Annotated in this window: 21 protein-coding genes and 2 pseudogenes; 6 read left to right on the plus strand and 17 right to left on the minus strand. The window is 44.5% G+C overall.

What is annotated here, in order from left to right; all coding sequences use genetic code 11:
• Positions 1-7: 7 nt before the first annotated feature.
• The 6 genes from OCV36_RS19230 to OCV36_RS19255 all read right to left on the minus strand — a co-directional run bounded on the left by OCV36_RS19230 (position 8) and on the right by OCV36_RS19255 (position 4,955).
• Positions 8-634 (minus strand): DUF3164 family protein, encoded by a 627-nt coding sequence (locus tag OCV36_RS19230; RefSeq protein ID WP_135456788.1) that lies wholly within the window; start codon positions 632-634, stop codon positions 8-10.
• Complete coding sequence (locus tag OCV36_RS19235; RefSeq protein ID WP_108085975.1) at positions 631-819, minus strand: hypothetical protein; 189 nt, start codon at positions 817-819, stop codon at positions 631-633. Before OCV36_RS19235 ends, OCV36_RS19230 begins: the two co-directional genes overlap by 4 nt.
• A gap of 312 nt (positions 820-1,131) precedes the next feature.
• Positions 1,132-2,094: an AAA family ATPase gene (locus OCV36_RS19240; RefSeq protein WP_135456789.1), complete on the minus strand. Its 963-nt coding sequence runs from the start codon at positions 2,092-2,094 to the stop codon at positions 1,132-1,134.
• 13 nt (positions 2,095-2,107) lie between these two features.
• Positions 2,108-4,102, minus strand: coding sequence for a transposase domain-containing protein (locus OCV36_RS19245; RefSeq protein WP_135456791.1), 1,995 nt, complete (start codon positions 4,100-4,102; stop codon positions 2,108-2,110).
• 2 nt (positions 4,103-4,104) lie between these two features.
• Positions 4,105-4,584 carry a hypothetical protein gene (locus OCV36_RS19250; protein WP_135456793.1) on the minus strand — a complete coding sequence of 160 codons (480 nt, stop codon included), beginning with the start codon at positions 4,582-4,584 and terminating at the stop codon, positions 4,105-4,107.
• A gap of 134 nt (positions 4,585-4,718) precedes the next feature.
• Positions 4,719-4,955 (minus strand): helix-turn-helix domain-containing protein, encoded by a 237-nt coding sequence (locus tag OCV36_RS19255; RefSeq protein ID WP_108085980.1) that lies wholly within the window; start codon positions 4,953-4,955, stop codon positions 4,719-4,721.
• A gap of 188 nt (positions 4,956-5,143) precedes the next feature.
• On the opposite strand from OCV36_RS19255, the gene OCV36_RS19260 reads away from it, so the two are divergent.
• Complete coding sequence (locus OCV36_RS19260) at positions 5,144-5,863, plus strand: S24 family peptidase (RefSeq protein WP_245300927.1); 720 nt, start codon at positions 5,144-5,146, stop codon at positions 5,861-5,863.
• Between the two features lie 217 nt (positions 5,864-6,080).
• Here the strand turns inward: OCV36_RS19260 and OCV36_RS19265 are convergent.
• The 8 genes and pseudogenes from OCV36_RS19265 to OCV36_RS19305 form a co-directional block, all read right to left on the minus strand.
• Positions 6,081-6,386: pseudogene (locus OCV36_RS19265) on the minus strand (sodium:solute symporter family transporter); the annotation flags it as partial.
• Positions 6,379-7,374, minus strand: coding sequence for a nuclear transport factor 2 family protein (locus OCV36_RS19270; protein ID WP_135456795.1), 996 nt, complete (start codon positions 7,372-7,374; stop codon positions 6,379-6,381). The pseudogene OCV36_RS19265 and the gene OCV36_RS19270, both read right to left, overlap by 8 nt.
• A gap of 17 nt (positions 7,375-7,391) precedes the next feature.
• Positions 7,392-8,366: a nuclear transport factor 2 family protein gene (locus OCV36_RS19275; protein ID WP_135456797.1), complete on the minus strand. Its 975-nt coding sequence runs from the start codon at positions 8,364-8,366 to the stop codon at positions 7,392-7,394.
• A 512-nt stretch (positions 8,367-8,878) separates the two neighbouring features.
• Positions 8,879-10,160 (minus strand): annotated as a pseudogene (locus OCV36_RS19285) (TRAP transporter large permease).
• On the minus strand, positions 10,157-10,720 hold the full coding sequence (locus OCV36_RS19290; protein ID WP_065205990.1) for a TRAP transporter small permease: 564 nt from the start codon (positions 10,718-10,720) through the stop codon (positions 10,157-10,159). The pseudogene OCV36_RS19285 and the gene OCV36_RS19290 overlap by 4 nt, the downstream one beginning before the upstream one ends.
• Positions 10,721-10,891: 171 nt before the next feature.
• Positions 10,892-11,887 (minus strand): TRAP transporter substrate-binding protein, encoded by a 996-nt coding sequence (locus tag OCV36_RS19295; RefSeq protein ID WP_135456799.1) that lies wholly within the window; start codon positions 11,885-11,887, stop codon positions 10,892-10,894.
• A 323-nt stretch (positions 11,888-12,210) separates the two neighbouring features.
• Positions 12,211-13,167: a LacI family DNA-binding transcriptional regulator gene (locus OCV36_RS19300; RefSeq protein WP_135456800.1), complete on the minus strand. Its 957-nt coding sequence runs from the start codon at positions 13,165-13,167 to the stop codon at positions 12,211-12,213.
• 139 nt (positions 13,168-13,306) lie between these two features.
• The gene (locus OCV36_RS19305; protein WP_135456802.1) at positions 13,307-14,056 is read right to left on the minus strand and encodes an HpcH/HpaI aldolase family protein; all 750 of its coding nucleotides are present in this window, start codon (positions 14,054-14,056) and stop codon (positions 13,307-13,309) included.
• A 325-nt stretch (positions 14,057-14,381) separates the two neighbouring features.
• Here OCV36_RS19305 and hisD point away from each other — a divergent pair, with 325 nt between their 5' ends.
• The 4 genes from hisD to OCV36_RS19325 all read left to right on the plus strand — a co-directional run bounded on the left by hisD (position 14,382) and on the right by OCV36_RS19325 (position 18,230).
• Positions 14,382-15,674, plus strand: coding sequence for a histidinol dehydrogenase (gene hisD, locus OCV36_RS19310; protein ID WP_135456804.1), 1,293 nt, complete (start codon positions 14,382-14,384; stop codon positions 15,672-15,674).
• Position 15,675: 1 nt separating this feature from the next.
• Positions 15,676-16,410, plus strand: coding sequence for an SDR family NAD(P)-dependent oxidoreductase (locus OCV36_RS19315; protein WP_135456806.1), 735 nt, complete (start codon positions 15,676-15,678; stop codon positions 16,408-16,410).
• A 90-nt stretch (positions 16,411-16,500) separates the two neighbouring features.
• Complete coding sequence (locus OCV36_RS19320; RefSeq protein ID WP_135456808.1) at positions 16,501-17,496, plus strand: cupin domain-containing protein; 996 nt, start codon at positions 16,501-16,503, stop codon at positions 17,494-17,496.
• Between the two features lie 11 nt (positions 17,497-17,507).
• Positions 17,508-18,230, plus strand: a complete 723-nt coding sequence (locus OCV36_RS19325; protein WP_390903451.1) for an alpha/beta fold hydrolase — start codon at positions 17,508-17,510, stop codon at positions 18,228-18,230.
• An 82-nt stretch (positions 18,231-18,312) separates the two neighbouring features.
• On the opposite strand, the gene OCV36_RS19330 is transcribed toward OCV36_RS19325, so the two are convergent.
• Entirely contained in the window at positions 18,313-19,206 is an 894-nt protein-coding gene (locus OCV36_RS19330; RefSeq protein WP_135456812.1) for a LysR family transcriptional regulator, read from the minus strand.
• 105 nt (positions 19,207-19,311) lie between these two features.
• On the opposite strand from OCV36_RS19330, the gene OCV36_RS19335 reads away from it, so the two are divergent.
• A complete protein-coding gene (locus OCV36_RS19335) occupies positions 19,312-20,274 on the plus strand; it encodes a nitrilase family protein (RefSeq protein WP_135456814.1) in 963 nt (320 codons plus the stop codon).
• A 186-nt stretch (positions 20,275-20,460) separates the two neighbouring features.
• Here OCV36_RS19335 and OCV36_RS19340 read toward each other — a convergent pair whose 3' ends face one another.
• Entirely contained in the window at positions 20,461-20,904 is a 444-nt protein-coding gene (locus tag OCV36_RS19340; protein ID WP_017074015.1) for a F0F1 ATP synthase subunit epsilon, read from the minus strand.
• Positions 20,905-20,919: 15 nt separating this feature from the next.
• Entirely contained in the window at positions 20,920-22,305 is a 1,386-nt protein-coding gene (atpD, locus tag OCV36_RS19345; RefSeq protein ID WP_017074014.1) for a F0F1 ATP synthase subunit beta, read from the minus strand.
• Positions 22,306-22,312: the final 7 nt, after the last annotated feature.

The following is a 22,312-nucleotide window of genomic DNA, read 5'->3' on the forward strand; positions in this document are numbered from 1 at the left end:
TGACTCCTCAGAGTGCAGCAAGATCGAGTGGGATGTTTTTCAACTTACCTTCACCATTACGCTCTTTGAAATTAAGGTAAGTTTTTGAACCAATCACCATGACCGCATCCGCAATGGCATCCATGCCATGGACCCAACGCTTATCGGTTGATAGCTCTTTATGCTGACGACGAAAGTCAAGAATGGTATTGGTGTTAATATTGCCTTCTTTATCTACTTTGAACGCTGAATACGCTAACACTTTAAATTCGTCCATTGCGCCAGTTGACCACTCATCAGCACAGGCTTTAATCAGGTCTTCTGCAATCTTTAGCTCTGGCCCCATCTTTATACGATCTTGAATAGAAATAGTGACTTGTACGCTGCCATCAAATGCACTAAAGGTGACGTTGCCTTTTTGCCCTCCTAAGCGTTTTTTAGAGGCGTATTTTTCAGCAAGCAAGTCAATGAATGCATAACAGTCGTCATACACGCTGCGCTTAAACTCTTTTAACATGGTTTGAGCTTCACGCGCCTTGGCAACGTGCTTGAGTACAAAATCGTTCATTTCGATGTCGTAATCGCTCACTGCAGTGATTGGAACGAGACGACCTTTGCGGTCTTTCATGTAACCTTCTACGGCTGCTTCTGTCATTGCTTTGCTCCTGTTTCGGTTAAGCATTTTGGTAATTTGGTCAGAATGTCTTTTCTAAGCTTATCTGCTAATTGGTTAACGCCACTGCTTTCACCTTCTATTGTGGCGATGGTGTAATTGATTCTGGCGTTGGTGGTATCCAGTGAAATGTTGATCACTACTTGGGCGCTTAATGCAGATTGCATGATGGCTCTCCTTGTCTCCAACTCACGGTGCAACCATCCACTTGCAGCGTATAAACCCGTGAAAAAACACCGTTTAAACACTGTTTAATCTCGGTGGCTTGCTTAGCCATTTCTGGCGTTGGTTGCTCAATATTAATGAGCGCACTTCGCGGGGTTCTCTTTGGGTTTTGAGGTTTGCAACCATGCTCGCGAAGCTTTCTAACTAGGTGAAAAGCTTTGTATTCTATTGCGCTTGTCATCATTCGTTTTCCTCTGAACCAGCTTCCTCCTTTATGTAGGAGGAAGCGGATTCACCTTGGTTATTGTTTGTGATTAAAGGGACGGTTTGTCACCTTCAATAACGTCTTCTAAATCTTTAAACGCTGCCTTGATATGATTAACGGTGACCGCTTGGTCTTGACCTTTGGCTGTCAGTGCAGCAAGCTTTAACGTGTTGGTTAATAATCGTAAACCACCTGGTTTCATTGCGATTTGATACATCAAGTCTCGCTCTGGCTTACTCACGATTCCCCACGCATCAGCCACATCCCTTACGTCATATTTCTTAACGTTGTGAATGACGAGTTTTTTACCTACGCGAGAAAATAGACGAGCAAAATCCATAGTTCGGTTGCCACCTGTTAGGTTGGAATACACTTGATGGTTTCCAACTAAGGCCATGCCGACATCAGCCCTGTCTTGGATAGAACGCAGCTCTTCCAGTGCTTCATAAGAAAGTTGGTCGGCCTCATCGACAATGAGCAAGCCTTGGCAACCATCCAACTTCTCGACAATCTGACGAGATAATGGAGCACTGCGGCGAGGTGGGGTGTGGATACCAATCTCTAGGGCAACCTCGTACAAACACTCAAGAACGCTGCCGCGTGATGGGCTTGATGTTATAAGCCACACGTTGGTGTTTTTCTTTTTATACTGTTTGATTGCTTGGGTTTTCGACACGCCAGGGTTACCGAAAATAATGGAGATATTAGAGGCAATTTGAGCGTATTGGAGCGCTCCCCAAATCTGCTTTACTGTCGTAGTTTCAATAAACCCAGGTACGTTAGGTGCCGTGGTTTGTTTTTTGTGGCGAAGCTCAAGCCATGCAACGAGATCGCTTGTGACACGGTTATTATCACCAGGGTAAATACCTTTCAAATATTGGCTCAGTGCCGTTTTAGACACGCCTGATTCTTTTGCAATTCCTCCTTGTGAAATGACACCTTCTTCAAGGACGCGTTGAAGGGTTTCAATGACATCAGTTGCGTTACGAGGCGTTGAGTTGGTTTGGCTCATGTTCTGTCCTTAATTAGATCGAATTTTTTTGTTCTTCGGCAAACTGGGCCAAGCCGCGCTGAAAGGCTGCTTGGTACTCTTCTTGGTCTAGCTCTTCTTCTATTTCCACCTGCTCAACACGAACGGTATTACCAACTGGACGGAATATTTCAACCACCTTAGTTTCCGGCATTTCAGGAGCTTCGCTTTTAGGTAAAAGAGCGGCAGCTTCTTTGATATTCATTCGTTTTTGAGCGGCAAGAGCTTGCTTGGTTGCTTTCACATATTGCTTACGATTACGGTCTTGCTCACGTGCCGCTGATTTATCATTAAACGCTACTTTTTCAATACACTCCGCCTCGCAGACCAAGCGACCATCTAGGGTGTAGCAGTAAACCGAACCATGCAGATTTTGCGGGTCGAAGCGAACAACAACCTTGCTCTGTTTGAGCCTTCGGTCAGCTAATACAGGGTTGTAATAACGGTTACTGCGACGGTTAATACTGCCGCCTGCTTCAAGCGTAAATGTGCCATCCTTACGAACGCGAACCGCTTCGGCTGTAAGCATAAGCAGTCTTAATTGCTCTTTGCTTGCCTTGATGATTTGGCTCTGTTCATAGCTTTGAGCAAAGGCTTCATCAAAGCTCATTTGTCCGTTGCACACTTCGGTTTGACGATTGGCACGAGCATTAAACTGATTCACTCCTGCCTCTAATGCTTTCAAAAACACTTCGACATCAACGGCATTGTTTTGGTTGTAGTTGTCTGGTTTCTCCATTGGACTTGCGCCTGTATAAGCACCAGCAACCAGTGGGTGCTTATCGACGAGTTCACCCAAACCACCGTGGGAAAAAGCACGCTCTACGGGTTTTGCTTGCCCATGACCTGTCCCAAACAGCACCTGTGTCCAGTGCGTTTGAATACCAAGCATCGGCAAGATACCCTTCGGATCATCTTCTTTTACTTTGAATCGATAGCGGTTAGGGACGCCACCTGTGAGCCACTTGTTTGCGGCAGCTCGTGTATTATCTATGGTGGTATGCTTTGGTATTCCATAGCGGTCAATGACACGCATAAGTGCCAAACGTATTGAATCGCTATTTTCTGAGATGTCACAGTAATACCCCAAGATTTTACGGCTGTAGATGTCTTGCCAAACCCACGTCTTAGGCCTAAGGATTTCACCATTAAACCAACGTACAAAAACGTTATGTTGGTAGCCGTCACCGTTTATCCACTCCATTGCATGTAATGAAAGTACGCTACGCTCTTGAGCTGGGTACATGTCAGCAACAGCACGCTCACCATCACGAGCGTAAACAATTTGAGTTTTTGTTAAGTCACGTTCAATTTTTCTGCTGAGCGAACTCTCTGATGGGACAGACCATCCATGTTCTTTTGCTGCTTCAATCAAACGTAAGTAGCATGCAGCTCTTGTTGGTTTTTCTGGACGAAGGAAATCCGCCAAAAAATAATCCCACGCTGCTGGAGTGAATTCCGCGTCTAAGTATTCGCGGCGCTCTCGATGCTTAGGCAACAACGCGGGCCCCCAATCCTCAGACTCATAAGGGATCGCATCGTAATAAGTGCGGCGAACCGTCCCGTTGGATGAACCTAGCTCCTTAGCGACAACAATAAATGCGTTACTCGCGGTTATTCCGGTTTTTACTAGGTTGGTAACGGCTTGTACGATGGTGACTTTCTTTGTCGCTTTTTCTTGTTGCTTGCTGGTTGCCGCTTCCCATTTTGCCCATAGCGCCTCACGGCAATAGTTCAACTCTTCCTGCTTAGCGATAGGAAAGTAATTGCCTTGAACTTCGATATAGCCATGCTTAAGGATAATGTCAGCACGAACAGGCTCTGGCAGTGAGTTTAGGTAATACTCTTTACCGCCACCTTTTCCTTCACGAGAGCGGAAATCCCAATTTTCAACTTTTGCTTTATAGTGAATGCCTTGTACCGAATTTGGCAGTCCACCTATATCAACCAACTCTTGGGCGCTAAGCCATTCTTTTAATAGACATTTCATCCTTAATGCTCCTCAAAAAGGATCAGTTCAGGCTCTAAGCTACGGTGAACATTTTCATGGTGGTACGCCACATCTCGCATTACTTGAGTAAGGGAAGCGAGGGTCTCTTCTGGATTTTCTCGGTTCGAGTAAAACTTAATGAGCAAGCTAACTGATTGAGTAAATGAACTTTGAAGTTCATTAATATCCTTCGCTTCGCAAGTTCGCCCCGCAGGGATAGCAATTAATAACTTGTGACTAGAGGCTGCGAGATACTGAGTAATCAGTTCGATACCACAGGCATATTCGAACGGACGAATAAGGCTTGCTGGCATGCGTCCATTTTCCATCCATTTGTATAAATTCCATTTATTGGATTGTCCCATTAAATCAGCAACGCGATCGACCGACAGATTTTTCTTTTGTCTTGCATGCTCTAAGCACAGCTCCATCGCATGCCGAAGCGAGTTTGGGTGAACGTTCTTCCAACTGCGTCTGGCCATTGGAAATCTCCTAAATTACATGTTCCAAATAAAGAGGATCATTGCCCCTAGTGAATAGATCTTGTTTTGCTTAATCTGAGATTACGTTGAGTTATTAAGGAATAAGCATGAATACAAGATTAAATCCCACCAAATTAAGCTGCGTTGCTTTGGTAGCGGCTAGGCCAGATCTCTTGTGGAGTAACCCCTATAGCGTCTGCGATGATCTTCTCACCTTTAGGCCAGTGTCTTGCGATAGCGTTATGCAAAGTGCCTGACTTAAGTCCCGAACTTCGAGCTAAGCCAGCATAGCTAAGCCCTTTCTTTTCAAGGGCTGCTTTGATGTCAGCACGATGCCAATCTGATTGTAGTGTTGGATGATATTGAGACATTTTTTTTACCTCTTTAGTTATGATTAGTAATAATCAATAATAGTAATTATGCGTTGTTACGATAACCTCTATAGAGCAAGATAAACCTTAAAGAGTTTTAGCTCAAGTTCTTTTTAGTTAAAAATCAACTCTAAAGAGGTTTTATGGTTATTTCTTAATAATAAACAAATGGTTAAAGTGAAAAATAAATGACCAAAGAAACTTTAAAGAACCTTTCAGGTTTGCAAGGTAAACCTGAAAGAGTTGATTCAATCCAAGATCGATTGAATTTTTTAATGGAGCAAGCAGGAAACCCTAATGCATTTGCCAAACAAACAGGTTTGTCTGTTAGTGGGCTCAAACGCTATTTAGGTGGTGGGGAGCCTACTGCATCCAAAATAATACAAATTGCAGACTCTATAGGAATCAGTGCAGGTTGGTTGTTGACTGGTAAAGGAAAGATGAAGGAAGACGACACGGCTTCCCCTTCAAGTTCAACAATAGAAGAAGAGTTCGAGTTAATACCTGGCTATAACGTTCAGGTTTCGGCTGGGCATGGTTGTATTACAGGAAAGGACTCTGTACCAACTAGGCATTTAGCATTTAGACGTAAATGGTTGAAGTGGAAGAGCTTTGATTCGAAAGATTTAACAGTAGTATGGGCAAAAGGCGATAGCATGCACCCAACTATTAGCGATAATGATACGTTAGTCGTGCACCTAGGCCGCAAAGAACCTAAAGATGGCTATATATACGTATTTAGAAATGGTGATGAATTATTTGTGAAGCGTTTCCAGGATGGATTGGGTTCTTGGAAGTTAATAAGTGATAATCCTATTTACGATAAGCTCGAAATAGTAAAAGAAGATCAGCATCAGTTTGAAGTAATTGGGCAGGTTGTGCATCTTGCGAAAGACATTGCGGATTAAACACCTCTTAAACGGCTCCTAAAATTCGGGAGTGTATTTTACAGCTTGATCATTTTACACGAACTAATTTGGGGTAATCACTAAAGTTATCCCATTTTAACTTTCAAGCGCCGCGAGCTTAATTTCCCCCTCAACCCTTATCACACAAGGTTTCCTCCGTTTTATTCCCCATCTGATCGGTTTATTCCTTATGTTTCATTCTTAGTGGTTCTATACAACCGTTGTTGTAGAAAAACGGCATAAACACTGCGACGATAAAGAAAATCACCAAAGGGTAGTTTAGGTGGATGGCGATCACAGACAAGCCTTCTTTATAAGACCAAGCCGGCCCACCCAAGAAAGACATTGCACTGACATAGGTACACACAACGGAAATACCGATGGCCCACCATGGAATATTTCTATCGCCTAATGCAAATTGGTTAGCGGAAGTAACACGTCTACCAACTAGCGCACCCATAACTAAAGTAAGGACGATATAAGTACCGAGAATTGTCCAGTTTAAAGCTCCAAACTCATACATGCTCACGTCCTTTTAATTGTTCTTCCATTTGCTCAAACAGATCGTAACCAAGCTGTTTCAATATGTGTGCTATATCGATAGCGACCCAGTTTTCCTTGAGTAATTCGCCTTCGCGTCGCCAGATATCCATAACACGAAGCTCGATGTGCTTGCCTGTAGGTGCTAATCCTAACCAGCCACTGGTGCCAGTATGTGTACCGTGCATGTGTGGCCAACCACCTGTGGATACGTAGTCATTTTTGGATAAAATATTGAGCTCTATATCGACACTCCGATCAGGGAAGGCAAATACAAACGGTCCTTGATGGTGGTCTCGGAAACCTTGGATACCACGTGTCGTACCAATCGCAGCAGGTCCGTACCACATAAAGTCGTCATGCCAGTAGTTTTCTAGATCCATTGAATCAAGACGCTTGCCGTCAAATCGACCCAAGCAAGCCAACATGTCTAGCACTAGCTTTTGGCTTTTCTCACTCTCTTCAGTCTCGATGCTACCTGTCTGTATTCCATCTTGAGTCGCTGGGGCAGGGATTAATCCAGTATGGCCTAGGCTTTTGCGTAACGGATTAACGCCAACTTGGTTCATTGCATCAATAAAATCAGGTATTAAATAGGATTCAGTAATTTGACCATCTTGGATGCAGACCATTTCGGTGTAGCGCAAGTAGAGCGTTTTTCCTGTTGCTGGGATACCAAATAACGGTTGTGTAAATGTGCCAACAAAATAACCCGTAGAGTTTACCCAAGTGCGGCCTTCGTATTCACCTTGCATACTGATTGAAGGGCGTCGTTCAACATCAGGTAGCGAGTTTATTAGCGGCAATAGAAATGCTTGCTCAGTCGCACCGATACCAGACACGTCGTTTATCGGATGAGCGACACACCATTTAACGTTAGCATTTAGCATCTCATGGGCTACTTGAGTCCGTTCTGATGAGTGAGCGTTAAAATAGGTTTTGTAGAAATTTTCTATCAAGCTGTTCAACATAATACTTCCTTATATAGTTAACCGATTTGGACTAAAATCTGTTTCCAGACAGCACTTTCATCAAGTAGAGTAAACTCTCTGCGTAGGCCCCAAGGCCCAAACTCTGCATGGCTGATTCCCATGATGTAGATGTCTTTTCCTGTAGGCTTTCCAAACATGCCATAACCTTCATGCTTGCCTTGTAGCGACCAACGAATAGCAGCACGTGGGGACATCATTTCGCCATTGCGACCAATACGGTGATGAATTTTGAACTCAGCGTTCGGAAAGGAAGATCGTAGTGACATCCAAAACTGGTCGATCTCATTATGAGAGAGCGCAGTTTGACCACCCGTGTACTCACCGATACAAGCTCGGTCATATTCCTTTGGGATTACTGAGAACTCAGCACTCATTACACGTCGCAGTATGTCTTCATAGCGCTGACCGTATTCATTGTCGTTACCCACGCCAAGGTAAGGGCCTTGTATGTCGACTTGGGGAGTGAAAGGGTATGGGCATTGTTCAACGCCACCTTCCATTTCAATTTGTTGACGAGCGTACTCTTCTGACGTCATACCTAGTTGGTTTGAAATCGCAGCGATGTCTCGGATCATCCATTCGTCATTGATTTGGTTATTGATGGCATGACAGTCTGCGATAATTCGAAACTTAAGTGTTTTATTCGTGGCTTTACCAAATACACCATCATTAGTGTGAGTGGCCGTTGAAATGATTCGATGTGATGAAAGCATGCCTTGTTCAGGAGTTCCTGACCAAATAACGTCTTCACCCAATAAAGTACGGTTCGGGAACTCAGCTAGCGTGCCCATGGTCGCGCTGATGACCTGTTCGTTTCCTTTTGTGATGGAGAGTGGTGTACGGACGATAATGTCAGGTGAGTAATAATTATGTAGGGTACTTAGACCTCGATCTTCCCAAATTTCTTTAGTGATACCTAATATGTAGTCTGGAAAATCTTGCCATTTTGAATCAAAGCCAACCATAGCCATTAATCATCTCCTGATGCGTCATAAAATTAGTTATTGGATTATTTTTGGTTACGTATCCAATATTGCTTTTTGTTACGACCGTGTCAATGAGGTGTTTTGCATATGTTTCCTTATTGTGGGTTAGATCTGTTTTTTAACAACTCTCCAAATACGGTTCTCTTTAAGGTGATTAAGTGATGGTTCACTATTTATCGAGTGTATATGAACAACATGATTGGGTGTGAAGATAGTGATTGTTGGATTAAGTTGTTGTATTTGAATGGTATTTAATTGTTTTATGATAATGGTTATTAAATGAGAGAATGATCTAGGACGACTTTTTACAAGGAAGGAATGACGAGAGAGTATTTAGAGTATTGATTCTTGGACGATAAAATCGGACTTGAGTTGTTAATTAAATGTTTAAGGTTTTTAACCAAATATGGATTCGAATGCATTGATAAACTTGGGAGTGTTTGGGTTGAAAAAGCCACTGAAAGGTTAATATCAAGTGGCTTTGTTCATGGGAACGCTTAAGACAATAACTCTGGAAGATACAGTGATATCGCTGGAATAAAGGTAATGATCATCAAGGCGACGAGTAGGGCGCCAATCCAACCTATGATTGCTCGGGACAAGGATTCAATGGGGACATTACCAACTTGACTCGCCATGAAGAGGTTAGCTCCGAGTGGCGGGGTCACAAAGCCGATGGCTAGGTTCACGATCATCACGATACCGAAGTGAATTGGGTCCATTCCTAATGCTGTCACGATAGGCAATAGGATTGGAGTCAAGATAACAATGGCCCGCTAATGTCTCCATGAATGTACCTACGATCAGCAGCAATGCGGTGATACATAGCAAGATAAGCAGTTTGTTTTCCGTAATAGAGAGAATGAACTGTGCGATTTCGGTTGGCAGACGTTCAAGTGTTAGGATTCGACCAAAGGTGACCGAAGCGCCCACAATCACAAGTACTGCGCCCACCAATAACGAAGATTCTAAAATGATCTTCACAACCTTTTTGTAATCCAGCTCTTTGTAGACAAACATGCCGAAAAACAAGCCGTATAACACACCAATTGCTGCGGATTCAGTTGGCGTGAATACACCAGAGTAGATACCACCAAGAATGATGACAGGCAGTAGCATCGCCCATATCGCATCTTTTAATGCCGCAAGGCGTTCTGGCCATGTTGCTTTTCTATCATTGCCTTTGTAACCCCGAATTTTGGAGACGATCAAACAATAACCGATCAGCACTAAACCAACCACAAGCCCTGGCACGATACCCGCCATGAACATTTTAGTGACGGATACTTCGGCGGTGATTGCGTATACGATCATCACAACAGACGGCGGGATGATCACCCCAATGCCACCTGAAGAAGCAATAAGTGCACCAGAAAAACTGCGGTCGTAACCCTTTTTGACCATCGACGGGATCATGGTTAAGCCAATGGCTGCAACGGTTGCAGACCCCGTACCAGAAATCGAAGCGAAGAACATACACGCTACGATCGCAACAATACCCAAACCACCAGTGAAGTGACCAAAGAAGACTTCTGCAACGTGAAGGAGGCGTTTAGATATTCCGCCTTGGCTCATTAAGTTGCCAGCAAGCGTGAATAACACGACAGCAAGAAGAGGGAAGGAATCTAACCCTGTGACTAAGCCTTGAACTAAGAACTCAACGTTTAAAAATGGGAGGCTCAATATCGCGAGCATGCTTGCGCCGGCGAGTGCGATACCAACGGGTACACCAATAAGAAGCAGTAATCCGAAACTGCCAAATAATAAAGCAGAGGTCATAAGCTTAGCTCCAACAAACGGTTAGAAGTGCGATGTTTTGCTTTCAAGTGACGGTAACGATGTTGAGTGAGTCGAACGGGTTTTGGTGAATAAGCAATGATTGAAATGCGCTTGTTGATGCTGACCACCAAGCGAATGGAACTCAAGACGGCACACACAAGAACGGATGCATACAAGCATGCAATTGGGATTTCCATTGCTGGGGCGATCTGGCCCAACTTTAAGCTTCGGCCAATAACCTTGAAACCAAACCAAGCGATCGTGCAGCTGAAAGCTAGGTAAATAAGGTCAGAAAGGATCAGGCTGTAGTGGGTTAAATTGCCCGGTAGTTTGTCGATGAATAGACGAATACGGATATGTCGGTCATCGCGAATGCAGTAGCTGATGCTCAAATACATAGCCCAAACAAAAAGATAACGAGCGAGTTCTTCTGCCCATGCGATTGAGGCATCGAATAGGCGCAATGTAATTTGTAAGCATAATAAAGCGGTCATTAACGAAATAGAGAACACGATAAGTGTCGGTTCGAAATATCGGTCGAACAGTCGAAACCATTTCATACGTTACTCCTGAGAGATGTTGAAAAGGGCATTTGATGCCAATGAATACACGACTTTCAGGCCAAAGGTCATTCGTTTATAGAATACCCTTAAGGCCTGAGCTAACGATTCGCAGATCGTTAAAAGTTAATTGTCGGTGACAGGTACTAGATGATGCGAGACGCGCGTGATTTATAGATGTTCTATCTCGGTAATCACGCTGTCGAATAGCTCTTCACCTGTTTTGCTGCGTAGTTCTTGATACACGGCGGCATTCATTTTTTCTTTCATCTGAGCACGAACGTCAGTAGGTACCACATTCACTGTCATGCCTTTGGCCTCAAGCTCTTTAATGACTTCCTGATTTTGCTTAGCGGCCAATTCACGTTGCTTAGCAATTGTTTCTTGGCTGACTTGGTTGATTAGCGCTTGTTGGTCACTTGGTAGAGAGTCCCAAAACTCTTTATTCATGAATAACACGTAGTTGGTGTAGATATGATTGGTGAGCGATAGGTACTCTTGTGCTTCGTAAAAGCGTTCGGCGTAGATAGAGTAAACCGCACTCTCTTGCGAATTGATTAAACCTTGTTGCAGAGAAGTAAAGATCTCGCCCCAAGAGAGTGGAGTAGGTGCTGTGCCTACTGATTTCCATGCACTGATTTGAGTTGGGTTTGACGCTGAACGAATCTTTAAGCTGTTAAGATCTTCAATACTTTCGATAGGTTGCTTGTTGTTTGTGATGCTACGAAAGCCAACTTCCATGAAACCTAAGCCGTGGAATCCTTTTGATTCCATTGACGTGAGCAGTGGTTTGCCAATTTTGTCACTGTCTAATGCCTTGTGTGCTTGCTCTTCATCTTCAAAAAGATAGAACACATCAAGCACGTTAAACTCAGGCACGTAAGGTGAAAGCAACACCGATGCCCCAAAAGTCATCTGTAAATTGCCTTGTTGTACGAGTTCTGTCGTTTCACGAACGTCACCGAGTTGTCGAGCGGGGTAGATCTCCACTTCAAGTTCGCCATTCGAGCGAGCTTCAAGCTCTTTTTCAAAGTGCAGCATCGCCTTGTGCACTGGTGATGTTTCTTGGCTATCGTGAGCAAGGCGAATGACGTTGCTTGCAAACGTATTCATACTAGATAGGGTTAAGCCGAGGGCAGTAATCGAGGTAAAGATTGCGCGTTTCATTGTTCTTCCTTGTTCATCACATGACTTTTTATGTGCATTCATTAGAGTCATGTTGGTCAGTGGGTTTTTTATTCCGCACTTCATATCCTTATTTTGCATACGAATCCAAAATATAAACACACAGCTAACAAGTCAATAACAAATCCATAAAAGTGATAAAGAAGTTAATTCGAATCGACGAAATTTTAGGCGAGGTCACAGAAAGAAGCCCTAATATGAGATTAGGGCTTCTACTCTATTTTATTTAGATTTATTGATGAGGAGAACATCGAAAATTTAACAAGGTAGGGTTTAAGCGATGTCAGCTAAACCCTTTAAGAACCTTATGATGTACTACCGCGTTCGATAATGATGCCGGGTTCCAATAGATATGTACCTTCGGCATCCGCATTTTCATTAATACGTTGCATTAAGTCTTCAACGGCACTCTGAACAATTTTATCGATTGGTTGTGCAATGGTGGTGAGATCATAGCTAGGCCATGATGCCATTGGGATATCGTCGACACCCATAACAGCAAAGTCCCTAGGGATATTAAAGCCTAATTGTCTTAGGCCATCCATGACGCCCATCGCGAGGATATCATTGGCACAGAAGACTGCGTCAGGTTTTGACGTGTGTTCTATCAACTCTTTGGCCGCTTCTAATCCTGCTTCAAAACTGTACTTGGAATTGATGAAGATAGGTGAAGCTGCCTCACGTGATTTCACGGTTTCAGCAAAGCCTAACCAACGCTTGTCACTGGTCATCGATCCGGCATCACCACTCACGTAAGCTAATTGTTTATAGTCTTTATCAAGTAAGTAGTCTGCGGCTTGCATGCCTGCTTTTTGGTTATCTAAGCCAGCGCTATTCGCGTTGATGCCTTCGGTATATCGGTTAATTAGGCTCAAGTGAACGCCAAACTTCTCACATTGTGCAAACGCACGTGAAGTCAGTCGGCTGGTGGCGATGATTAAACCATCAACTTGGTACTCAATCGCTCGTGAGATGGCGAGATCTAAGTCATCTTTGTCGATAGGGCAAAGAACAACTTGACCGCCACGCTTTTGAATTTCCATCGCAAGTGCACGCGATTGCAAGTCGTACATTGGGTTCGACTCGCTATCAAGTGCGATTGCGACCAGTCCTGAGCGATTGGAAATGAGCCCACGAGCGATGGCATTCGGTGTGTAACCAAGTTTGGTTGCAGCATCCATAACCATTTTGCGTTTCTTTTCGCTAATACTTGCGGTTGGGCTAAATGCCCTAGAAACGGTAGATTGAGAAACGCCGAGCATTTTGGCGACATCAATAGAGGTAACTTTCGCTTTTATGGGGAATCTCCTTATATCGCGATAAATCCAAGCGCAACACGATACTAAATGAGCTCGGTTTGATAATTACAATACGTGTAACATTTGAAATCACAACGAAAATTTATGAATTCATGACGCTTTGCTCATTTCGAAAGCCATCAATGATCATTTTGTGTTCAGAGCCCACACAAAAGAAACTGACTCCAAGCTCTTTCCAGTTGCGAGCCGCTTGAGCATTCGCAACAAACATACCTACAGGTTTGTTAACTTGTTGACCTGCTTTGATTATTTTTATGCTCGCTTCCCGCACACATTCGTCATTTACGCTCTCAGCGCCATAAGATACGGCTAAGTCTACTTGGCCAATGAACAGGGCATCAATACCGTCAACAGCGGCAATGGTATCGATATTGATTACGCCTTCTGGGTCTTCAATTTGGGCGATCACCACCGTGTTTTTCTTACTGTCTTTTAGGTGGTTAGCCATCGATTTCGTTGCGTAATTTGCAGCGCGACTCGATCCAGCATAGCCGCGACCTCCTTCACCGTAATGAGACATTTTTACCAACTTTTCAGCTTGTTCAGCACTGCACACGTGAGGGATTTGAATACCCGTCGCACCACAATCTAAAGCGTTCAATAAGGTTGATGGCTGGCTATCTTGAACTCGAACGATGCAGGGCAGTTGATTGGCGCGAGCGGCAAGAATACAGCTATCCAATGACGCTCGATCAAACGGCGCGTGCTCAGCGTCCAAAACAATAAAAGGAAGCTCAGCTAATGCAAGCACCTCAATGATGTGTGGGTGGGGTGTTTTGACGAACGTTCCGAGTTGGTCTGTGTTGCTCAGTATGTCTTTGAAGTTATCCATTTGGTTTTTCTCTCCATTGCAAAGGTATGCAAAACTTAACATGTGTTGTTGTAAAAAAAGAGTAAAAACAATGTGATCAATACTGCATTAATTAATTGTTTTTCAAACTCTTCATCTACTGATTTAGTTGCTTTTCATGATTTTTATTTGTAAAAACAATTAGTTGGTAATTATCTGCTCATGTTAAATAGTGATTTGCCAAGTGTTAAAGAAATGTTTATGTTTATTTTGCATTCGTATCCAAAAGCATACAAAAACAAAAAATAACTTCTGAAATTAATAACAATTAACAAACACTCGGCATACGCCACAAGGAGAATTACGCATGGCTCGCATTCTAAAACACGGCATCACTGAAGAAGCATCGGCATCAAACAACGCGCAAGTACGTCAAACGGTTGAAAACATTCTTTCTGACATAGAAAAGAAAGGTGACAGTGCAGTTCGTGAACTTTCAGAGAAATTTGATAACTGGTCTCCGGAGCAGTTTCGTTTAACAGATGAGCAAATTCAAGCATGTGTGGACGCACTGGATGAATCAACCAAGCACGATATTGAATTCGCACAAGCGCAAGTACGTAACTTCGCACAGATCCAACGTGACTCAATGCACGATGTTGAAGTTGAAACGATGCCAGGTGTGGTACTAGGGCACAAAAATGTTCCGGTAAACAGTGTTGGTTGTTACATCCCAGGTGGTAAATACCCATTGGTGGCCTCTGCGCACATGAGTGTTCTTACTGCAAAAGTTGCAGGTGTTAAACGTGTTATTGCTTGCGCTCCTCCTTTTAATGGCCAGCCAAACGTAGCGATTGTTGCAGCAATGGCAATGGCGGGTGCGGATGAGATTTACTGCTTCGGTGGTGTTCAAGCGGTTGGTGCGATGGCTCTTGGTACCGAGACGATTGCTCGAGTCGATATGATTGTTGGTCCCGGTAATGCTTTTGTCGCAGAAGCAAAGCGCCAACTGTTCGGTCGTGTTGGTATCGATTTGTTTGCTGGCCCAACAGAAACGTTGGTTATTGCTGATGAAGAAGGTTGTGACCCTGAATTAGCAGCAGCGGATCTATTGGGTCAGGCTGAGCACGGTTATAACTCTCCAGCTGTTCTTTTGACTAACAGTGAAACATTTGCAAAAGAGACAGTAAAAGAAGTTGAGCGTCAGCTGACTATTCTTTCTACTGCTGAAATTGCAGGTAAGGCTTGGGAAAATTACGGACAAGTTATCCTGTGTGACAGCTATGAAGAGATGGTTGAAGTAGCCGATGATCTTGCTTCTGAGCACGTACAAGTCATGACAAAAGATCCTAAGTACTTCTTAGACAACATGACGAACTACGGTGCGTTGTTCTTAGGTCGTGAGACCAATGTTTCTTACGGTGATAAATGCATCGGAACTAACCACACTTTGCCAACGAATAAAGCAGCACGTTACACGGGCGGTCTTTGGGTCGGTAAATTCATTAAAACATGTACTTACCAGCGCGTAACGGAATCAGCCTCGTTGAAAGTCGGTGAATACTGCTCTCGATTATGTGCATTAGAAGGTTTCGCTGGCCATAAAGAGCAAGCCGATATCCGTGTTCGTCGTTACAAAGAAAAATTGGTAGAGGCATAACATGACGAAACTCGCCTTAGTTACAGGCGGCAGTGGCGGTATTGGTGCCGCCATATGTCACAAGCTCGCGCAATCTGGCTACCGTGTTGTGTTTACCTACAACAGCAACGAAAGCGCAGCTCAAACGATCTTAGATACCTTGGAAGGCTCAGGCCACGCTATGTATCAGCTGAATGTTGAAGACAGTTCCGCAATTGGTGCGTTAGCCGAACAAGTGAAAGAGTCGTCAACGTCTTTAGACTTGTTAGTGAACTGTGCTGGCATGACCAAGTTTGTCGCGCACAGTGATTTAGAGTCACTCAATGATGAGCTGATAGATAAAATCTTCCGTGTAAACGTGCGAGCCCCATTCGCAATGATACGTGCATTCGAATCTTTACTACGTAGCGCTAAAGGTTGCGTGGTGAACATCACTTCAATTGCGGCACAAACGGCAATGGGCAGTAACGTGGCTTACTGCGCGAGTAAGTCTGCAGTTGAGAATATGACGCGATCTTTAGCGCGTGCCTTGTCTCCTGATATTCGAGTACTGGCAGTGGCTCCAGGCCTAGTGGACACCGAATTTGTCAAAGGTCTTGATGATGAATGGCGTAACGCGCAAGAGCAATCAACACCGCTAAAACGATTGGCGAGTGATCTCGAGGTTGCGAATGCCGTTTATGCAGCGGCAGAACTACTGACATTTTCAACCGGAAACACCATTGCAGTGGATGGTGGCAGGCCGTTAGGTAATTAATGTAAAGCTGCGGTTCGCGGCTTACACACCTAACATCAGCGCTTTGGGGTAACTAACTAGAGTGGCAGGTTAGGTAAGAAGGAATTTAGAATGACCCTACAACATAAAATTAATAACAATTTAGTCCGCTACATGGAACTGATTCCCGGTACTAGTGCATTCATCGATGCGCGCACTCCAGGCTGCGATCTAAAAGATAACTTCTGCATTATTGGCGCAGGAGTCGCAGAAAGCAGTCGTCAGCATGTTCATATTCGTGAAACGGCTGGTTTTAACATCGGTGCAGCTGGTCAGCCTCCGGGTATCAAGAACTCTCTGCATTCACACCATACCGCAGAGCTATTCGTTGTCTTCAAAGGTCAGTTCAGATTTTATTGGGGCAATGAGGGTGAAAATGAAGCTGTGTTGTCACATGGTGATGTTATCTCTATTCCTACTAACCTTTTCAGAGGCTTTGAGGTGGTAGGGCGCGATTACGGCTTTATGTATTCTGTGTTAGGTGGTGATAACTCCGGTGGTGGCGTGGTTTGGCACCCAAGTGTGATTTCGGATAGCCAAGGTTACGGTTTGTACCTGAAAGCAGACGGAACATTGGTTGATACCATCGACGGTGATGCCGTTCCAAATCAATCTGATCTGATGCCATTGTTAACAGAAGAAGAGTTGAGCCAATTTGATACTTACACCGCTGAACAGATGATGCCGTTTGTTGCGCTGAAAAAGGATTACCGAGAAGTGTCGGGTGATTTTGACAAGCCTGGCGTTAAGCAGTTTGCGTTAACAGGACACCCATCATCTGGCTATGACTTCCAAGTTAAAAGTGTAGATGACGTGAGTATCATGGCTTATGAACTTACTGAGGGTGAGAGCATCCCAGTACACAAACGCAGTGAAAAGCAGGTACTGATTAACTTCGAAGGTGATACGTTGTTAAACATCGTTCAAGACGGTGAGCAGGCGCAAGTCGTCCTGACCACTGGTGATGTGTTCAGTGTGCCAGATGGTGCGTCATACAGCCTTGAAAACCTACGTGGTACTAGCTTTACTTACGTCGTTCTTGGTTCTGACCAGCCACAAGCTTTGTAGGATAACGAATGATGAAACCAGAAGTACCACTGTTATGGCTACCTGGTTTGTTGTGTGATGAAACGTTGTTCCAAGACGTGAATAAAGAGCTGCCCAACTGGGTGGCTCCTTTTACTTGTGACTTAGGAACGCAAACATCCATGCAAGCTTTGGCAAGTAAGATCTTAGAAAATGCCCCTGAAAGCTTTGTTCTCGGTGGATTATCCATGGGGGGAATTCTAGCGTTTGAAGTGTTTAGACAAGGACCTGAGCGGCTGAAAGGCTTGATCTTAATGGATACTAATGCCGCCGATGAAAAATCGGAGGTTTCTGAAAAAAGAAATGCTCTGGTCGATAAGGCAAAAGCCGGGGAGTTTGAGTCGATAACACCTGATATTTTGATGCCACTTCTTATCCACCCGAACCAGTTAGCGAATCAAGAACTGACTCAGCGAATCACTAAAATGGCGACTAATATCGGCATGGAAAGGTTTGAGGCTCACGCTCAGGCGTTGGCGACTCGTCCTGATGCTAGACCATTGTTGGCCGATATTCAGGTTCCGACGCTGATCATTACTGGGAAAGATGACCTGTTATGCCCAATCGATAATCACCTGTTAATGGCAAAACACATTAAACAGGTATCGCTTCACGTCATTCCTAATTGTGGCCATCTATCGACAATGGAACAGCCTAAGGTTGTCGCTCGTCATATTTGTAGCTGGTTCGAAGCAAGTCTGCCTGAATCTTTATAGTTAACGGTAGAAGCAGGTTTTCATGTTTAAGTAGAGTGTCTTGTCACTCGACTTAAACATGAAAACCTTTGCCAACTAACGATTAGCTTTCTTTCTGTTCGACAACAAACTCTACAAATCGATCCCTGAGTGGATTTTCGCTATTTCCATTCCATATCAGGCCGACTGGCCAAGTGGCGTATTCACCTTCTAACGCAATGAATTCCACATCGGTATTACTAATGAACTGCGCACTGCTGGGTACAATGGTGAAACCGATATTGGCAGAAACCAAGGCAAGTAGGGTGAGAATATCATCGGCTTCTTGTGCCTTGGATAGGTCGATATTATTGGCGAGGCAATATTGTTGGATCTGCTTGTCTAGTCCGGGGCCACGATGTTGGGCGAGCTTTAGATAAGGCCATTTCGATAGTTCAGATATTGCCTGATTTGGGTTAGAACTCAACTCGGGAGCTTGCTTGAGAAGATCTTTGTGTATCGCGACCACAAGCGACTCATTGAAAAGCGTTAGGCTTTCTAAATTCGATGATTCTGGTATCCGATTGAAGCTGATATCGAGATCATGGCTCAATAACTCATCCGTCTGCTGCTTAGAAGGTGTGTCATTTAAAGTGACATGAACGTCTGGATATCGCTGTTTATAAGCCGCAATAAGCTTGGGTGCTTCATGATAAGTGGAAACGCCAAAGCCAATGTTCAAATGTCCCTGAGTCCCTTTTACCACTGAGCCTGACAGTTGTTCAAACGCCTGCATTGAATGAACCAAACGTTGGGCTTCTGCCAGTAACGTTTTGCCCGCGAGTGTGAGCTTTGCGCCATTCCTACCACGAGAAAACAGAGACGCCCCAATGTTGGATTCAAGTCGTTGAATCTTTTTAGTGAGGGCTGATTGAGTGATGTATAGCTGCTCCGACGCCAAACGGTAATTACCCGATTTTTCCAACTGACAAAATGCCTTTAGTAAATCAAATTCCATTCCAAATGCTCATTGAACTAAGAATATCTTTCATTATATGGAATTGAATCGATTTTTTATACTGGGTTCATACCAATCAGATAGAGCGAAGCTTGAGGACGAATCATGAAGAAAGACATCAAAGTAGCGTCGGTTCAATTTAACCACCACGCAGGTGATAAGGCGTATAACTTGTCGGTTATAGAGCAATACGTTCAACAGGCTGCGAACAGTGGTATAGAGATCATCAGTTTCCCAGAGATGTGTATCACCGGTTATTGGCATGTGTCTGTTTTGTCGAGAGATGATATAGAAGCGCTAGCGGAGCCCGTACCGAGAGGCGAATCGACTCAAAAACTAGTTTCGTTGGCAACGCAATTTGGAATGAGTGTTGGCGCGGGCTTGATAGAGCAGGGTACTGATGGCGAGTTATACAACACCTACGTATTTGCCATGCCAAATGGAGAAGTTCAGAAACATCGTAAACTGCACACCTTTGTTAGCTCTCACATGAGCAGCGGCGACCAATACACGGTGTTCGATACGCCACATGGCTGCAAAGTCGGTATCTTGATTTGTTGGGATAACAACTTGGTCGAGAACGTACGAATCACCGCTTTGAAAGGGGCTGATATTCTGATCGCGCCACACCAAACGGGCGGTTGTCATTCACGTAGCCCGAATGCGATGAAGCGAATTGACCCAGAGTTATGGTTTAACCGAGATGAAAACCCAGATGCTATTCGTGCTGAAATGCAGGGCAAGAATGGCCGCGAGTGGTTAATGCGATGGTTGCCTGCAAGAGCGCACGACAATGGCATGTTTGTGATGTTTAGTAATGGTGTCGGCGTTGATATGGATGAGGTAAGAACAGGCAATGCGATGATCCTGAGTCCTTATGGTGAAATCATCACAGAGACTCACAGCGTAGATAACGATATGGTGGTTGCAGAGCTAAAAGCAGAGGAGTTAGATATGTGTACTGGCAGACGCTGGATTCGTGGTCGTAAGCCAGAGTTATATCATTCACTCACACAGCCTCTTGGTCATGAGCTTGATCCGCACCAAGCGCGTTTTGCAGAGAAGTGATTTTTAATATGCAGGTGGATAATACGGGTGGATAAGGTGAAAGAAGGGAAGAGTTTGAGTCGATAACATCGGATGTAGTCTACCCACTTAAACTGTTTTTAAGTGGGTAGACTATTTACATATCAGCAGTTAATTACACAGATGCCGAATCCAGCAGAGTACGCAATGAGGACTGTCTTTTGATGTCTAGTGTCGAGTGCGAGAAGACGTCAGTTCTGATGCACGAAGCTGAGCAACGGCTTTCGCCAGCTCAAGCTGAGCTTGTGCAAAGTTAATGTCGACATTGCCCTTGTTGATATTCTCTAGTGCCGCATATTTCGCTTCTTCTGCGCGTGCGCGGTCAATGTCTTTACCGTGCAAGGCCGTATCGGCTAACACCGTGACCACATCGGGCTGAACTTCAAGCATGCCACCAGAGACATACAGCACTTGTCCCTCTGATTTAGGGTCTGTGACAAACACCGTCACACCCGGCTTTATTTTACTTAGAAGCGGGGAGTGACCTGGGCGAATCCCCAGCTCACCGTCAGCGCCAGAAACGGCTAGGGCATAGGCCGGTCCTGAAAACAGTGTACCTTCCGCACTTACGATATTAAGTTGAAATGTATTGTCTGTAACTCCGATAGCCATGATGCACCTACCTTTTTAAAGTGATTTTGCTTTGTTAAGCACTTCGTCGATAGAGCCACAGTACAAGAATGCTTGCTCTGGGATATCGTCGTATTCGCCGCCTAGCAGGCCTTTAAAGCCCCTCAGTGTTTCACTTAGCGGTACAAAAACACCTTTCTGACCAGTAAACACTTCGGCTACGTGATAAGGCTGAGTTAAGAAACGTTCAATCTTACGAGCGCGAGATACTGTCTGCTTGTCTTCAGTCGATAGCTCATCCATACCAAGAATCGCGATGATGTCTTTTAGCTCTTTGTAGCGTTGCAGCGTTGTTTGTACTTTTTGTGCAATGTCGTAGTGCTCTTGGCCAACCACGAGGGGATCCAATTGGCGAGATGTTGAATCCAATGGGTCGATTGCAGGGTAGAGGCCTAATGCAGCGATATTACGAGACAGTACAACGGTTGCATCCAAGTGAGCAAAGGTTGTTGCTGGCGATGGGTCAGTCAAGTCATCCGCAGGTACGTATACCGCTTGAATAGACGTGATCGAACCTTGTCTAGTCGAAGTGATACGCTCTTGAAGCACACCCATCTCTTCAGCCAGTGTTGGTTGGTAACCTACTGCTGAAGGCATACGACCTAACAGTGCTGAAACCTCGGTTCCTGCAAGCGTGTAACGGTAAATGTTATCAATGAACAACAGTACGTCACGACCTTCATCACGGAAGCGCTCAGCCATAGTAAGACCAGTAAGTGCAACGCGTAGACGGTTTCCTGGTGGCTCGTTCATTTGGCCATAAACCATGGCAACTTTGTCTAGCACGCCAGCTTCTTTCATTTCGAAGTAGAAGTCGTTACCTTCACGAGTACGTTCACCTACCCCCGTAAATACAGAAAGACCGGAGTGAGCTTTTGCGATGTTATTGATAAGCTCCATCATGTTGACGGTTTTACCTACGCCAGCACCACCGAACAGACCAATTTTACCACCCTTCGCGAAGGGACAGATAAGGTCGATAACCTTAACACCTGTTTCTAGAAGCTCAGTGCTGTTTGCTTGCTCTTCATAAGAGGGCGCTTCACGGTGAATTTCGTAGCTTTCTTTTTGGCCGATTTCACCACACTCATCAATAGGGTGACCAAGAACGTTCATGATACGCCCTAAGGTTTCTTCACCCACAGGAACCGTGATTGGAGAGCCTGTGTTTTCAACAGTTAGGCCACGGCGCAAGCCATCTGACGTACCCATTGCAATACAACGAACGATACTGCCACCCAGCTGTTGCTGAACTTCTAATACGAGCGAACTTGCTTCCGCGCTAGTCACTTTCAACGCATCATAAACGCGTGGGCTGTTGCCGCCGCTGAACTCGACGTCTACCACCGCGCCGATAACTTTAACTATTTTTCCAACACTCATCTCTAAA

It is taken from the genome of Vibrio echinoideorum (assembly GCF_024347455.1).
In the GTDB taxonomy this organism is placed as follows: domain Bacteria; phylum Pseudomonadota; class Gammaproteobacteria; order Enterobacterales; family Vibrionaceae; genus Vibrio; species Vibrio echinoideorum.

Bases quoted from the DNA above. Each gene is read 5' to 3' on its own strand.
- OCV36_RS19315 (WP_135456806.1), top strand. From the start codon at position 15,676: ATGACGAAACTCGCCTTAGTTACAGGCGGCAGTGGCGGTATTGGTGCC.
- OCV36_RS19275 (WP_135456797.1), bottom strand. From the start codon at position 8,366: ATGGCTATGGTTGGCTTTGATTCAAAATGGCAAGATTTTCCAGACTAC.
- OCV36_RS19255 (WP_108085980.1), bottom strand. From the start codon at position 4,955: ATGTCTCAATATCATCCAACACTACAATCAGATTGGCATCGTGCTGAC.
- OCV36_RS19305 (WP_135456802.1), bottom strand. From the start codon at position 14,056: ATGGATAACTTCAAAGACATACTGAGCAACACAGACCAACTCGGAACG.
- OCV36_RS19260 (WP_245300927.1), top strand. From the start codon at position 5,144: ATGACCAAAGAAACTTTAAAGAACCTTTCAGGTTTGCAAGGTAAACCT.
- OCV36_RS19240 (WP_135456789.1), bottom strand. From the start codon at position 2,094: ATGAGCCAAACCAACTCAACGCCTCGTAACGCAACTGATGTCATTGAA.
- OCV36_RS19270 (WP_135456795.1), bottom strand. From the start codon at position 7,374: ATGTTGAACAGCTTGATAGAAAATTTCTACAAAACCTATTTTAACGCT.
- OCV36_RS19250 (WP_135456793.1), bottom strand. From the start codon at position 4,584: ATGGCCAGACGCAGTTGGAAGAACGTTCACCCAAACTCGCTTCGGCAT.
- OCV36_RS19230 (WP_135456788.1), bottom strand. From the start codon at position 634: ATGACAGAAGCAGCCGTAGAAGGTTACATGAAAGACCGCAAAGGTCGT.
- OCV36_RS19235 (WP_108085975.1), bottom strand. From the start codon at position 819: ATGCAATCTGCATTAAGCGCCCAAGTAGTGATCAACATTTCACTGGAT.
- OCV36_RS19330 (WP_135456812.1), bottom strand. From the start codon at position 19,206: ATGGAATTTGATTTACTAAAGGCATTTTGTCAGTTGGAAAAATCGGGT.
- OCV36_RS19335 (WP_135456814.1), top strand. From the start codon at position 19,312: ATGAAGAAAGACATCAAAGTAGCGTCGGTTCAATTTAACCACCACGCA.
- OCV36_RS19300 (WP_135456800.1), bottom strand. From the start codon at position 13,167: ATGCTCGGCGTTTCTCAATCTACCGTTTCTAGGGCATTTAGCCCAACC.
- OCV36_RS19245 (WP_135456791.1), bottom strand. From the start codon at position 4,102: ATGAAATGTCTATTAAAAGAATGGCTTAGCGCCCAAGAGTTGGTTGAT.
- OCV36_RS19340 (WP_017074015.1), bottom strand. From the start codon at position 20,904: ATGGCTATCGGAGTTACAGACAATACATTTCAACTTAATATCGTAAGT.
- hisD (WP_135456804.1), top strand. From the start codon at position 14,382: ATGGCTCGCATTCTAAAACACGGCATCACTGAAGAAGCATCGGCATCA.
- OCV36_RS19320 (WP_135456808.1), top strand. From the start codon at position 16,501: ATGACCCTACAACATAAAATTAATAACAATTTAGTCCGCTACATGGAA.
- OCV36_RS19290 (WP_065205990.1), bottom strand. From the start codon at position 10,720: ATGAAATGGTTTCGACTGTTCGACCGATATTTCGAACCGACACTTATC.
- atpD (WP_017074014.1), bottom strand. From the start codon at position 22,305: ATGAGTGTTGGAAAAATAGTTAAAGTTATCGGCGCGGTGGTAGACGTC.
- OCV36_RS19295 (WP_135456799.1), bottom strand. From the start codon at position 11,887: ATGAAACGCGCAATCTTTACCTCGATTACTGCCCTCGGCTTAACCCTA.
- OCV36_RS19325 (WP_390903451.1), top strand. From the start codon at position 17,508: ATGAAACCAGAAGTACCACTGTTATGGCTACCTGGTTTGTTGTGTGAT.